The organism is Rhodococcus sp. JS3073 (assembly GCF_026810085.1).
GTDB lineage: Bacteria > Actinomycetota > Actinomycetes > Mycobacteriales > Mycobacteriaceae > Rhodococcus_F > Rhodococcus_F wratislaviensis.
The window spans coordinates 4,121,469-4,133,940 of sequence record NZ_CP113951.1 but is presented as its reverse complement, the minus strand read 5'-3'; the positions used below and the strand labels follow the sequence as shown (position 1 = coordinate 4,133,940).

The following is a 12,472-nucleotide window of genomic DNA, read 5'->3' as shown; positions in this document are numbered from 1 at the left end:
CCTCACTGACTTTTTGGTAAGTACCTGACTTTGAAGTGGGTACTTGTCGAGTGTAGTGCGCACGCTGAGACTGGAGAAGGCGTTGCTCCGCAGCGTTGCCCGGTCACTCGGGCACGGACGTCCGAAAGCGAATCATGCCTGCACAACTGCCTTCCGTCACCGTCGTCGGGCTCGGGCCGATGGGCCGGGCCATGGCCGGAACACTCCTCGATCACGCCGTGCCGGTCACGGTGTTCAACCGCACCGCGTCGCGCGCCGACGCCGCCGTCGCGGCAGGCGCCCGCCGCGCGATCACCGCAAAGGACGCGCTCGACGCCGCCGAACTGGTGATCGTCAGCCTCACCCACTACCGGGCGATGTACGACCTGCTCGAACCCGCCGCCGACCGTCTCGCTGGCAAGGTCCTCGTCAACCTCAGCTCCGGCACTCCCCGCGAGGCCGAGCGTGCGGCCGCGTGGGCGGTCCGGCACGGCGCCGAATTCCTCACCGGCGGCATCATGGTTCCGGCCACGCTGGTCGGCGACGACACCGCCTACGCCTTCTACAGCGGGCCGCGCGAAGTCCTCGACCGGTGGTCCGACACGCTCGCGCTCCTCGCGCGGCCGGAGTACGTCGGCGCCGATCCGGGTCTGGCCCTGCTCTGGTACCAGGCTCTGCTCGATCTGTTCATGACCACGCTGGTCGGCACGAGTCATGCGGCGGCGCTGATGAAATCTGCCGGGGTGCAGGCCGAGACGTTCCTGCCCTACGCCTCCGACCTGCTCGCGCAGATGCCGTTCTTCCTGGACGGTGCTGCCGAGGAGATCGACCGTCGCGAGTACCCCGACGTCGGGGCGAGCCTGGCCATGATGGCCGCCGGAATCGATCACATCGCGACCACCAGCGAGGACGCGCAGATCGATTCGCGACTCCCGGTGGCGGTCCGGGACCTGTACCGGCGCGCCCTCGACCTCGGCTTCGGCGGGCACGGTTCGGGCAGTGTGTACGAGGCGATCGTCGCGCCGGCGCAGCCCGCCCGGGGCGTCGCATGACCGGCACCGACGTCACGGTTCTCGGGCTCGGCGCCATGGGACGGGCTCTCGCGGCCGCGCTGCTGCGGGCTGGGCGGACGGTCACCGTGTGGAACCGCACGCCCGAGAAAGCGGACACGTTGACGAACTCCGGTGCGCACCCGGCCGAGTCCGTGTCCGCGGCAGTACGGGCGTCGCCGCTGGTGCTCGTCTGCGTGCTCGACGACGAGACGGTGCACGAGCTGATCGAGCCGGTCGCCGGCGACCTGCGTGGAAGAACGCTCGTGAACCTGACGACGACCACACCCGAGCAGGCGCGGGCGATGGCCCGGTGGTCAGGCGTGGCGCGAGTGGAGTACGTCGACGGCGGCATCATGGCGGTGCCCGACATGATCGGCGGCGGCGACACGTTCGTGCTCTACAGCGGCGCGGCGGAGGCGTTCGACAGGAACCGGCCGGTGCTGGAACTGTTCGGTCGCGCGGTGTTCGTCGGTGACGATGCCGGCGCCGCCGCGATGTACGACCTCGCGCTGCTCGGCGCAATGTACGCCATGTTCGCCGGGTTCGAGCAGGGCGCCGCGATGGTCCGCGGCGCCGGCGGCACCGCCGGGGAACTTGCCGCGATGGCGGCGCCGTTCCTGCGGGCGATGACCGGAAGCTTCGCGGAGTTCGCGGTCGGCATCGACACTCCCGCGCGGTACGAGCCGGTGCAGAGCGCGGAATTCACCGCGGCGGCGATCGACACGATCGCACGGGCGGGCGCCGAAGCGGGCGTGCCGACCGCTCTGCCGACCGCCGTGCGCGCCGTTCTCGCGGGTTCTATCGACGCAGCATGTCCCTGACGTGACCGGTCTCGTTGACCGACGCCACTCGCCGCTCACCGCTGCGGGAGACGAGCACCCGGGTCACGGACACGTACTCGATCGGGAACACGAGGGGTCGGTCGAGCCCCAGCAGTTGCTGCAGGAACACGTTGATGACACCGCCGTGGGCGAACACGGCGACGGTGTCCTCGTGGCCGGACTCGTCGACGATGCGGCCGAGGGACTCGAACACCCGCGCGCGGAACGCGTCGGCGTCGACGGACTTCGGGAACTCGCCGGCCCGAATCCGGGCGAACGCCTCGGGCGCCCGCGCCTCCGCCTCGTGGAACGGGATGTAGTGGTCGAGGTCGTAGTCGTATTCCGCGAGGCCGACGTACTCGGCGACGGGCAGGTTGAGGGCCTCGGCGACCGGCGCAGCCGTCTCGAGTGCGCGCCGCTGCGGGCTGCTCACGATCCGGGCAATGCGGTACGGGGCCAGCGCGGCAGGCAGCCGCTTGGCCTGGGCGTGACCTTCCTCGGTCAGTGCGGGGTCCGCGCGCCCGTCGGACGCGGTGACGAGCTCGGGCAGCGCGTGGCGGATCAGTAGCAGTTGCACGTCGATCAGCTTGCCAGCTCCCGTACCAGTGCCGCGATCTGGCCGGGCTGATCGATCATGGCGTGGTGGTGCGCGGGACGTACGACACGGAACGCGGCGCCCAGGAACTCGGCGAACTGTCTCTGCATGCGGATCCACGCCGATCCCCAGGGCGTCGGACGTCCGGTGTGGGCGGCGGCCACGACGACGGGTGCCGGCATCGTCGTGGTCTCGCGCAGTTCGGCCAGCTCTTCGGCCAGAGCCGGGTACGACGCGTTCTCGACGATCGAGGATTCGAGGTACGCGGGCTCGCGGTAGATCCGTTCGACCCAACGACGAGTGTCCGGCGCGACCCCGTCGGGCGGTGTCGAGTGGTTCAGGATCCGGCGGACCGTGGGGCCGAGGAGGCGTTGCAGCCCCACTCTGCTGGCCGTTCGGGCCACCCGTCTGCCCATCGTGACGCGCCACCGGGTCGGGATCACACGGTGCGGATGAGCCGTGACGGTGGCGTCCAACAGGATCACACCGCCGGTTCGGTCGGGGTACAGCCGGGCGAAGGCCTCGACGTAGATGCCGCCGAGCGAGTGGCCGACGAGCACTGCCGGAGTGGCCACGGAAAGCGCGTCGAGGACGTCGGCGATTCTCTCGGCCTCGCCGCGAGCGGACGGCCTCTCGGCGGAGGGGGGACTGAACCCGTACCCGGGACGATCGATCCGCACCACGAGGCAGCTCCCGGACAGCAGCTCGGCCACCTCGTCCCAGTCGAACCAGTTGCCGCCCAGACCGCCGTAGAGGACGACGGGTGGGCCCTCACCGTCGACCACCACGTGCACTCCCGCGACCATTTCCCCAGGACGTTTCACGTGGAACCATCCGTTTCCGGGGTGATGTGAATCACGCTGAGCGCCACGAAGATCAGCCATCCGCAGAACGCGAGCAGCTGGACGCGCTGGCCGAGTCCGAGCCAGGCGTCCTGTTCGTCGCGCACTCCCGCGGCCGTCAGCGTCCAGACCGTGCCCCCGACGAACACCGTCGCGACGGCCGCGCCGGTAATTTTCAACCAGGTCGGCCAGCGGTAGCGGAACGCGGCCAACAGGAACGCGAGACTCGACACCACACCTCCCGTCGAGGCGGATGCGCTGGTCACGGCGTGCAGATCATGGGTGAGCGGCAGGTGTCCGGCGGCCTCACGCGCAGCGCAGACGGGGTCGTTGGTGGCCGCGCAGCTCATCGGCAGACGCGAATCCGCGATGGTCGCGAGCGCGAACACGATCAGCGCGAGCCACCCGACCGCCGTCACCCAGCCCTGCGAGTACCGCGACAGTCCCAGCACCCCGGCCACGGCGACGACGCATCCGGTCAGCAGGTCGCCGGTCCGGAACCAGAATCCGTACGGCTGGTCCGCCGCGGCGAGTTCGCTCGCGAACCCCCGCAGCGGGTCGATGCCCGTGTCCAGCACGAATTCGAGCAGCCACGACGCGTAGCCGACGGCGCCGAGGATCAGCAGCGCCGCGACGGCCACCCGGCCACGGGAGGTCATTGCCTCGGCTTGGCCAGGGGGAACGCGAGTGTTTCACGGATGCTGCCGCCGGTGATGAGCATGACCACCCGGTCGACGCCCATCCCGAGCCCACCGGTCGGGGGCATGGCGTGTTCGAGGGCCTGCAGGAAGTCCTCGTCGAGTTCCATCGCCTCCTCGTCGCCGCCGGCCGCGAGCATCGACTGCTCGGTGAGACGGTTCCGCTGATCGACCGGGTCGGTGAGTTCGCTGTACGCGGTGCCGAGTTCGACACCCCACGCGACGAGGTCCCATTTCGCGGCGACGCCCGGAATCGTGGGGTGCGGCCGGGTGAGCGGTGACATCGACGTCGGGAAGTTGGTGTAGAAGGTGGGGAACTCGGTGTAGTCCTCCACCAGGTGCTCGTACATCTCCTGCGCCACGGCGCCCGCGTCCCAGGTGGACTGGTACGGGATCTCGTGCTCGTCGCACAGCCGTTGCAGTTCCGCGAGCGGCGTCTCGGGTGAGACGTCGACGCCGAGTTTCTCGGCGACCGCCTGGTGCATCGTCTTGACGGGCCATTCGCCGGAGATGTCGACCTCCACGAGTGTGCCGTCGGGGCCGGGGCGCATGATGATCTCGCGCCCGTATGCCGCGATCGCCGCGGTCTGGATGAGCTCCCGGCACAGCACCATCATCTTCTCGTAGTCGCTGTGCGCCTCGTACGCCTCGAGGATCGTGAACTCCGGGTTGTGTTTGAAATCGACGCCCTCGTTGCGGAACACGCGGCCGATCTCGAACACCTTCTCCATGCCGGCGACGCACAACCGCTTGAGGTACAGCTCCGGCGCGATCCGCAGGTACAGGTCCAGGTTGTAGGCGTTGATGTGGGTCAGGAACGGTGCCGCGTTGGCGCCGCCGTGCACCTGCTGCAGGATCGGGGTCTCCACCTCGAGGAAGCCGCGGCCGCCGAGCGAATCCCGCAGCGATTTCACGACGGCGCTGCGGGCCTCGAGCAGTCGGCGGGCGTCGGAGTTGATGGCGAGGTCGACGTATCGCTGCCGGACGCGGGTCTCCGGGTCGGACAGGCCCTTCCACTTGTCCGGCAGGGGGTGCAGGCACTTGCCGGTCATGCGCCACTCGTTCGCGAGCAGCGACAGCGCTCCGCGGCGGCTGTATCCGATGACGCCGGCGACCTCGACGAGGTCACCGAGGTCGAACTCGGCGGCGAATGCCCGGATGCGGTCGGTGCCAACCCGGGCCTCGTCGACGAGGATCTGGATGTCGCCGGACCAGTCCCGGACCACCGCGAACACGACCCCGCCGTAGTCGCGGATCCGGAGCAGCCGGCCTGCGATGCGGACCGTCGTTCCCTCCGGCGACTCCACGGCCTCCGTCACCGTGTGTGTCGGCGGATAGGCGACGGGGTAGGGGTCGATGCCCTGTTCGGCGAGGCCGGCCAGTTTGTCGAGCCGGACGCGGACCTGCTCGGGACGTTTCGGTCCGGTCGCCGCCGGTGCGAGGCCTTCGCCGGGTGCGCTGCCGTCGGAGTGCAGCCCTTCGGCGGCGACGAGGGCGGCGGGGACCGCGGCGTGGGTGCCGGTGTGCTCGAGGGCGTCCCGGGTTCCGGAGCGGCCGAACCGGGGCAGGGTCACGAATCCTTCCGCGACGGCCGACGCGAATCCGACGCGCAGCAGTTCCCGGTTGTCCTCGAAGCAGAGGTACCGCGGAACCCATTCCGGCTGGTACTTCACGTTGGACCGGTAGAGCGCCTCGAGCTGCCACCAGCGGGAGAAGAAGACGAGGATCGAGCGCCAGATCCGCAGGATGGGTCCTGCCCCGATGCGGGAGCCTTCCTCGAAGACCGAGCGGAACACCGCGAAGTTCAGCGACACCTTGGTGATGCCGAATTGATCGGAGGTGGTGGCCAGTTCGGACACCATCAGTTCCACCACCCCGTTGGGGGAGGTCGGCTTGCGGCGCATCAGGTCGAGGGAAACACCGGTGGGCCCCCACGGCACCAGCGACAGGATGCCGTCGATCTCACCGTCCTCGGCGATCGCCTCCACCAGCAGGCAGTCGCCGTCCAGGCGGTCACCGAGTCGGCCGAGGGCCATGGAGAATCCGCGCTCGGTCTCGGTGTCGCGCCACGCGTCCGCGAGCCGGATCGTTTCGGCCATCTCCTCCGCGGGGACGTCCCGGTGCCTGCGGATCCGGACGGTGACTCCTTGGCGCCGGACACGGGTGACGGCTTGCCGGACCTGCCGCATGTCGCGTCCGCTGAGGTTGAACTCGCGGGTGCGGAGGATGGCTTCGTCGCCGAGTTGGAGCACGGTGAGACCGGCCTTGTTGTACGCGGTGGCGCCGGTTTCGCTGGCGCCCATCACGGCGGTGGCCCAACCGTATTGGGACGCGAGTGCCTGCCACGCCTCGATCGCGTGGGGCCACGCCTCCGGGTCGCCGATCGGGTCGCCGCTGGCCAGGCACACGCCGAGTTCGACGCGGTACGTGATGGCCGCCTTCCCGCTGGGTGCGAACACGACGGCCTTGTCGCGGCGGGTGGCGAAGTAGCCGAGGGAGTCGTCCGCGCCGTACTGCAGCAGGAGTCCGCGCAACGCCGATTCGTCGTTGCCGGTGAGGGCGTTGTGGGACCGCTGGGCGCGGAACAGGGTGATGACGGCGGCCAGCAGAGCGATCGCGCCGAACAGGCCGAGGAGGGTGTTGACGAATCCGTGTGGCCGCCCGGTGAATTGTTCGTTGTCGGCGGCGGCGAGCGCGGTCACGCGGTTCAGCGCCCACAGGAAGCGTTCTCCCTGCGGCAGGGTGCCGGGGAACAGTTCGACGAGTCCCCACCCGAGGAGGGTGCCGATGGCGAGTCCGGCGATCAGTACACCGAGGGCTTTCCAGCCGGCGCCGCGCCGGACCCGGGTGTAGAACTCCGGGCGGGCCGCGATGAGGATGCCGATCAGCACCACCTGCACCACGGCGGCGACCATTGCATTCACGTTCCGGTCCGTGATGCTCACGACGACGTTGGAGATCAGGAACAGAATCAGGTAGATCGTCAGCAGCCACCAGGCGATCCGTTTGCGGCTCGCCAGCGCCGCCGCGAGCAGCGCGACCACCAGAGCCCACGACAGGCTGGTGTCGGGGGCGTCGAAGTAGTAGGTGTCGACGTATTCCCGCGGCACGTGCACGTAGTAGCGCAGCACCGGCGAGATGCTCCACAGGAACACGAGCACCGAGAAGACGCCCAGGATCAGTCCCGCGATGTGAGGAACCTGGTGCAGGCGCCCGTTCTTCGAGCCGAGGGCGGGGCGGGGCCGTGGTGCGGTGGGGGCGGCCGCCTCGGACGCGTGGTGTGTCTCGGTGCTAGCTGACATCGAGCGTTTCCTTCCCGGCGAGAGATACGTACCGATCACGGGAGACAGGTGTTCCAGTGTTCAGTGTGAGCCGTCGGGCCTCGATTTGGGTGGAGAGGGAAGATAGAGGCATGTCCGACATTCACGACGCCGTCCCGATCCGCGACGAATCCATCCGCCTCGGCCAATTCCTCAAGCTCGCCAACCTCATCGAGTCGGGTGCGGAGGCGAAGGAAGTGATCGCCGACGGACTCGTGTCGGTGAACGGTGAGGTCGAGGTGCGGCGGGGGCGGCAGTTGCGGGACGGGGACGTCGTGGAGATCGGTGGGATGACGGCCCGGGTCAGTTCTCAGTCCTGACGGTTCGCGGTCGCGAACCTCTGCAGGAACAGCGCCTCGGCGACGGCGAGGTTCTCGATCTCGCTGGGATCCACACTTTCGTTGGGGGCGTGGATGAGGCAGCGCGGTTCCTCCACCCCGATCAGGGCGATCTCCGCATTCGGGACGACGGCGGAGAAGACGTTGCACAGCGGGATGGAGCCGCCCTGCCCGACGGTTCCGAGTTCCTTCCCGAACGCCTCCTCCATCGCCGCGCCGAGTGCGGCGTAACCGGGACCGTCGGTGGTCGCCCGGAACGGGGAGCCCACCGCTTCGCGGTCCACGGTCACCCGCGCATTCCACGGGGCGGCGTTCTCGAGGTGGGCGGCGAGCGCGTCCTGCGCCTTCTGCGGGTCCATGCCGGGCGGCACCCGCAGGTTGAGGCGGGCCGATGCGCGCGGCTGGATGGCGGCGGCCGAGCCGACCACCGGCGGGCAGTCGATGCCGAGGATCGTCAGGGCAGGCCGTGCCCACACGGCGTCGGCGACGGAACCCGTACCGGCGAGACTCACACCGTCGAGCACGCCGGCGTCGGTGCGGAACTGTGCCTCGGAGTAGTCGACGCCCGCCCACCTCTGGTCCGAGTCGAGCCCGTCGACGACGGTGTTGCCGTCCGCGTCACGCAGGGTGGCGAGCATCTGGACGAGGGCGGCCAGCGCGTCGGGGGCCGGTCCGCCGAACATGCCCGAATGCACCTCCCCGGCCAGGGTCTCGACGTGGACCACGACGTTCGCGATGCCGCGCAGCGTTGTGGTGACGGTCGGGCTGCCGACCGCGGCGTTTCCGGTGTCGACGACGAGGATCATGTCGGCGTCGAAGAGTTCGGGCCTGGCCTCGACGAGGTTCTCGAGCCCGCCGGTGCCCATCTCCTCCGACCCTTCGGCGACGATTCTGATGCCGACGGGGAACGGGGTGCCGAGCGCGCGCAGCGCCAGCAGGTGCATCACGATGTTGCCCTTGCAGTCGGCCGCGCCGCGCCCGTACCAGCGGCCGTCCCGCTCGGTGAGGGTGAAGGGGTCGGTGTGCCAGAGCTTCTCGTCGCCGGGCGGTTGAACGTCGTAGTGGCAGTACAGCAGTACCGTCGGGGCACCCTCGGGCGCGGCCTGGTGGCCGACGACGGCGTGTGAACCGTCGGATGTCTCGAGCAGTTCGACCTGTCCGATTCCGGCTCCGATGAAGGCGTCCCGGACCCATTCGGCGGCGCGAACGCATTCCTCCGGTGGGAACTGCCGCGAATCGGCCACCGACCGCATCGCCACCAGCGCGGCGAGTTCGTCACGCGCCGCGGGCATCAGCTCGGCTACCTTGGAACGGATTTCGTCGGACATCAACGCCTCCTCGGGGTTCCCCTAATTCTCGTCCACGAGTTTCAGATCGGCGACGGCGGACTCGAATTCCGCCGACCTGTCCGGGCAGTACACGGAGATCGCCAGTCGCTCGCCCTCGACGAGGTTGCTGGTCGCGAGAATCGGACGCTGTCCGGGCCCGGCTGCTCCGCTCACCAGCTGCTGATCCAGCACGCCCGTCTTCAGGGCGTTGTCCGGATCGGTGCATGCCGCGGCTCCGTCGGTTCCGAGTACGCGGGCGGTCGCGTCGACGTCGAGCGGCCCGAGCCCGGCTCGTTCGAATCGTTCCGACAGTTCGGTGGCCTTGGCTACCGCCTCGGCGGACTGCTTGTGCTGGTTGAACACCACGAGACCCCAGACGAGGAGTCCGACGAACGCGGCGGCAAGGACGGAATACAGGATCCAGTGGGTGTTTTCAGGTCTCTTGTGCAGGTCGTCGACCGGGGCGGTGTTCACGGACTGGTCGTCGGGGCCCATGCGCCCGGAGGTGGTCATCATGCCTCCCCGGCGAGCGGGTCGGCCGCCAGGTCCTGTTTCCAGGACGGTTTGCGGAGCGCGAGGATCAGCAGCGGGACGCCGAGTCCGACGATTCCGAATCCGCCCCCGACGATGAGGACGTAGACGAGCACGCTGCCGCCGCCGAATTGGGAGGGCGGAACGAAGCCGATGCAGAAGGCGGCGAGGCTCGCGACGATGCCCACCCAGCACAGCACGAACAGCGCGGGCGCACGGTAGCCGCGGGGGTGGTCCGGCTGTTGCCTGCGCAGCCGCATCGCGGCGACGAACATCAGCACGTACACCACGAGATACACCTGGGTGGTGATGACGGAGAGGATCCAGTACGCGCTCGACACCTCGGGGATGAACGCGTAGAGAAGGGCGATCAGGGTGGTGACCACACCCTGCGCCACCAGGATGTTCTGCTGGATGCCGTGTTTGTTGAGCCGCTGCAGGATCGGTGGCAGGAATCCGTCCTGACGTCCGATCATGAGCAGTCCCTTGGACGGTCCCGCGAGCCAGGTGAGCATGCCGCCGAGGGAGGCGGCGATGAGCATGAGGGCGAGAACGGGAGTGGCCCAGCCGAACCCGAAGTGGGCGAAGAAGGTGTCGAACGCCTGCATCACGCCTGCGGTCAGCGACAGCTTCTCGGCGGGCACCACCCAGCTGATGGCGATGGCGGGAAGGATGAAGATTCCGAGGACCAGTCCCATGGCCACGAACATCGCCCGGGGGAACTCGCTCGCCGGTCTCCGCAGGCTGGAGACGTGGACGGCATTCATCTCCATGCCCGAGTAGGAGGAAGTTGTTGACGATCAGCACGAGACTGGCGATACCGGTCCAGGCGGGGAGCAGGGCGCTGAATTCCATCGGTGCGGCCGAGGCATTGCCCTGGCCGAGGAACACGATGCCCATCACGATGAGCAGCACACCGGGAATCAACGTGCCCAGTACCAGTCCGGCGCTCGACAGACCCGCGACGGCCTTCATTCCCCGGGAGGACACGAGAACACCGGTCCAGAACAGGGTGACGATGATGATGGCCGTGTACAGCCCGTTCGCGGCGAGGGCCGGATTGATCACGTACGCAAAGGTGCTCGCGACGTAGGCGAGGAGCGTCGGATAGTAGAAGATCGTCATCGCGAACTGGCACCAGACGGCCAGGAATCCCATCTTCGCCGAGATGCCTTCGCCCACCCAGCGGTAGACGCCACCGGACCATCCGGAGGCGAGCTCCGCGGAGACCAGCGACGTCGGCAGCAGGAAGACGATGGCGGGCACGACGTACAGGAACACGCAGGCGAGCCCGTACACGGCCATCGAGGGTGCCGATCTCAGGCTGGCCACCGAACTGGTGGTCATCATGGCCAGCGCGATCCAGGTGATGTATTGCTGCCGGGGCGCGGCTCGCACCGATCGGGGCGCGTCTTCCCGGCTGGTCTCTCCGGCGGCGTCGACACTCATCGGCTTCACCCTCCGTAGGAGCGGGTCGTGCGAACGACCGCTGGATTCCTCCGGATTATTGCGTCAGCGCTCGAAGCCTCGCAGCGGTTCGGGACCGATAGATACCGAACCGCCGCTCGGTTCTCGCCGGATCAGCGGACGACGACGCCGTCCTGATCGCTGTAGACGGTCTCGCCGGGGTTGAACGTGACGCCGCCGATCTCGATGGGGACGTTCTTCTCACCGGAGCCGGTCTGGGTGCTCTTGCGGGGGTTGGTGCCCAGCGCCTTGATGCCGATGTCGAGGGTCTTCAGGATCGCCGAGTCGCGGACCGCGCCGTTGACGATCACGCCGGCCCAGCCGTTGTCGACGCCGCGTCCGGCGATGATGTCGCCGACCAGGGCGGTGTGGATGCTGGCGTCACCGTCGACCACGAGGACGCCGCCGTTGCCGGGCTCGCCGAGGGTCTGCTTGACCAGCAGGTTGTCCTGGAAGCATTTGATGGTGGTGATGGGGCCGGAGAACACTTCACGGCCACCGAACTGGATGAACTGCGTGTCGCAGCTCCGGATGTCGGGTCCGATCTCGTCTGCCAGGTCAGCGGTTGCCACGGGTTCAGTCATACGCGTCAGGATAGAGGGCAGGCGCTGGGAGAATGCGGGCCATGACCATTGCAGTGACAGGAGCCACGGGGTCCATCGGCGGCAAGGTGCTCGAGCGGCTCGGCGGCGGCGCCGGGGTCCGGCTGATCGGGCGGAACGCGCAGCGGCTCGAGCCGCTGGCCGAGCATTTCGACTCCGCGTTCGCGGTGGCCACGTATGCCGACGGTCCGGCGATGACCGCCGCGCTGGACGGCGTCCGGTTGCTGTTCCTGGTCTCGGGCCACGAGAGCGCCACCCGCCGCGAGGAGCACCGCACCGCCGTGGACGCCGCCCGTGCCGCCGGGGTGGAGCGGATCGTCTACCTGTCGTTTCTGGGCGCGGCGCCCGAGTGCACGTTCACGTTCGGGCGCGACCACTACTTCACGGAGCAGCACATCCGGGAGAGTGGTCTGAAGTACACGTTCCTGCAGGACAGCTGGTACCAGTCGATGATCCCGCTGATGGCCGACGAGCAGGGCGTCATTCGGGGTCCCGCCGGGGACGGCCGGGTGAGCGCGGTGGCGCCGGACGACGTCGCCGATGCGGTGACGGCGGTGCTCACCACCGGAAACGGCGACCATGACGGCGTCACCTACCGGCTGACCGGACCGGAAGCGTTCACCCTCACAGAGGCCGCCGAGACGATCACGAGGGTGACCGGACGTTCGGTGCGGTTCGAGAACGAGACCCTGGACGAGGCGTACGCGTCCCGCGCTCACTTCGGGGCGCCGGACTTCGAGGTCGCAGGGTGGGTGACCTCGTACGCAGCGATCGCGGCCGGTGAGTTGGCCGTGGTGACGGGGGACGTCGAGACGCTCACCGGGCGGCCGCCGCAGACCTTCGCCGACTATCTGAACAGCTACACTTGACCCGTCCTGGCATAGCGAGCGGTAGATAGG

General features: G+C 68.7%; 11 protein-coding genes and 1 pseudogene. 4 read left to right on the top strand and 8 right to left on the bottom strand.

Going from position 1 to position 12,472, the window contains the following annotated elements:
• Positions 1–134 precede the first annotated feature (134 nt).
• Both OYT95_RS18775 and OYT95_RS18770 read left to right on the top strand, forming a co-directional pair.
• Positions 135–1,031 (top strand): NAD(P)-dependent oxidoreductase, encoded by an 897-nt coding sequence (locus OYT95_RS18775; protein ID WP_268792185.1) that lies wholly within the window; start codon positions 135–137, stop codon positions 1,029–1,031.
• Positions 1,028–1,852: an NAD(P)-dependent oxidoreductase gene (locus OYT95_RS18770; RefSeq protein WP_112301366.1), complete on the top strand. Its 825-nt coding sequence runs from the start codon at positions 1,028–1,030 to the stop codon at positions 1,850–1,852. The genes OYT95_RS18775 and OYT95_RS18770 overlap by 4 nt, the downstream gene beginning before the upstream one ends.
• Here OYT95_RS18770 and OYT95_RS18765 read toward each other — a convergent pair.
• Genes OYT95_RS18765 through lysX form a run of 4 tightly spaced genes read right to left on the bottom strand, consistent with a single transcriptional unit; the run spans position 1,830 to position 7,289 of the window.
• Positions 1,830–2,429 carry a histidine phosphatase family protein gene (locus tag OYT95_RS18765; RefSeq protein ID WP_112301367.1) on the bottom strand — a complete coding sequence of 200 codons (600 nt, stop codon included), beginning with the start codon at positions 2,427–2,429 and terminating at the stop codon, positions 1,830–1,832. The genes OYT95_RS18770 and OYT95_RS18765 overlap by 23 nt on opposite strands.
• 5 nt (positions 2,430–2,434) lie before the next feature.
• Entirely contained in the window at positions 2,435–3,253 is an 819-nt protein-coding gene (locus tag OYT95_RS18760) for an alpha/beta fold hydrolase (protein WP_112301368.1), read from the bottom strand.
• Between the two features lie 14 nt (positions 3,254–3,267).
• Complete coding sequence (locus tag OYT95_RS18755; protein WP_112301369.1) at positions 3,268–3,948, bottom strand: DUF998 domain-containing protein; 681 nt, start codon at positions 3,946–3,948, stop codon at positions 3,268–3,270.
• The gene (gene lysX / locus OYT95_RS18750; RefSeq protein WP_268792184.1) at positions 3,945–7,289 is read right to left on the bottom strand and encodes a bifunctional lysylphosphatidylglycerol synthetase/lysine--tRNA ligase LysX; all 3,345 of its coding nucleotides are present in this window, start codon (positions 7,287–7,289) and stop codon (positions 3,945–3,947) included. Before lysX ends, OYT95_RS18755 begins: the two co-directional genes overlap by 4 nt.
• Positions 7,290–7,399: 110 nt before the next feature.
• On the opposite strand from lysX, the gene OYT95_RS18745 reads away from it, so the two are divergent.
• Complete coding sequence (locus OYT95_RS18745; protein WP_005263380.1) at positions 7,400–7,627, top strand: RNA-binding S4 domain-containing protein; 228 nt, start codon at positions 7,400–7,402, stop codon at positions 7,625–7,627.
• On the opposite strand, the gene OYT95_RS18740 is transcribed toward OYT95_RS18745, so the two are convergent.
• The 4 genes and pseudogenes from OYT95_RS18740 to rraA all read right to left on the bottom strand — a co-directional run bounded on the left by OYT95_RS18740 (position 7,618) and on the right by rraA (position 11,555).
• Positions 7,618–8,973: a dipeptidase gene (locus tag OYT95_RS18740; RefSeq protein ID WP_268792183.1), complete on the bottom strand. Its 1,356-nt coding sequence runs from the start codon at positions 8,971–8,973 to the stop codon at positions 7,618–7,620. The two genes, OYT95_RS18745 and OYT95_RS18740, sit on opposite strands and share 10 nt — an antisense overlap.
• 21 nt (positions 8,974–8,994) lie before the next feature.
• Positions 8,995–9,489, bottom strand: coding sequence for a hypothetical protein (locus OYT95_RS18735; RefSeq protein WP_268792182.1), 495 nt, complete (start codon positions 9,487–9,489; stop codon positions 8,995–8,997).
• A pseudogene (locus OYT95_RS18730) lies at positions 9,486–10,953 on the bottom strand (APC family permease). The gene OYT95_RS18735 and the pseudogene OYT95_RS18730 overlap by 4 nt, the downstream one beginning before the upstream one ends.
• A gap of 131 nt (positions 10,954–11,084) precedes the next feature.
• A complete protein-coding gene (gene rraA, locus OYT95_RS18725) occupies positions 11,085–11,555 on the bottom strand; it encodes a ribonuclease E activity regulator RraA (RefSeq protein WP_268792181.1) in 471 nt (156 codons plus the stop codon).
• 41 nt (positions 11,556–11,596) lie between these two features.
• Between rraA and OYT95_RS18720 the strand changes: the two genes are divergently transcribed.
• Positions 11,597–12,442: an SDR family oxidoreductase gene (locus OYT95_RS18720; protein ID WP_268792180.1), complete on the top strand. Its 846-nt coding sequence runs from the start codon at positions 11,597–11,599 to the stop codon at positions 12,440–12,442.
• The last annotated feature ends 30 nt before the right edge of the window (positions 12,443–12,472 follow it).